Genomic DNA, 918 nt, shown 5'->3' with positions numbered 1-918 from the left:
TTGACGATGCCGCGATGGGCGTTCATCACCCCCTTGGGCTTACCGGTCGAGCCCGAGGTGTAGATCACGTAAGCCAGGTTGTCGGGTCCACAGTGGCTTACCGGTGCTGTCTCCGGATGACGCGCGATCTCCGGCCAGTCGGCGTCGAGCTGAACCACCGCAGCGTCATGCGCCGGCAGACGGTCGACCAGCCTTTGCTGCGTCAGCAGCACCGGCGCCTTGGCATCATCCAGCATGTAGGCCAGCCGCTCGGCCGGATAACTTGGGTCAAGCGGCAGGTAGGCCCCGCCGGCCTTGAGGATGCCGAACAGCGCCACCACCATCTCGAACGAGCGTTCGGCCAAAACCCCGACCACGACATCGGGGCCGACGCCGAGCTGCCGCAGATGATGCGCCAGCTGGTTGGCGCGGCGGTCGAGCTCGCCGTAGCTGAGCGTCTGATCCTCGAAGCGCAGCGCGATCCGCTCCGGCGTCCGTGCCGCCTGGGCCGCGAACGGCGCGTGCAGCAAGCCGTGTGGGGTGCTCACCGCGGTGGCGTTGAACGCGCTCACCACCTGGTGCCGCTCGTCCTTGTCGAGCGGTGACAGCGCCGCCAGCGGCCGCGCGGGATCAGCAACGATCTCGCCCAGCAGCCGCGCAAAATGGCCGAGCAGCCGCTCGACTGCTGCAGCCTCGAACCGTTCGCGATCCGCAATCAACCGGAACCCCAGCTGCTCGCCGACCGTGACCTGCAAGGTCAGCGGATAGTTGGTCCGCTCCACCGGGCTCACCTCGCTGATCCGGATAGATTGGGCCACCTCATCGAGCGCCGACATCTCGGCCGGATAATTCTCGAACGCCACAATGCTCTCGAACAGCGGCGTGCCGGCCGGCATCGCGCTCCAGCGCTGCACCTCCGCCAGCGGAGTGGACTGATAG

General features: G+C 67.2%; 1 protein-coding gene. It reads right to left on the bottom strand.

The genetic code is table 11. From position 1 onward, the window contains the following. Nucleotides 1-918, bottom strand: a 918-nt coding sequence (locus tag BRAS3843_RS24735) for an AMP-binding protein (protein ID WP_035982640.1), incomplete at both ends; no start/stop codon positions are given.

The sequence above is a fragment of the Bradyrhizobium sp. STM 3843 genome (assembly GCF_000239815.1).
Taxonomy (GTDB): Bacteria; Pseudomonadota; Alphaproteobacteria; order Rhizobiales; family Xanthobacteraceae; genus Bradyrhizobium.
The sequence above is the reverse complement of the archived record's forward strand: the minus strand, read 5'-3'. Positions and strand labels throughout refer to the sequence as shown.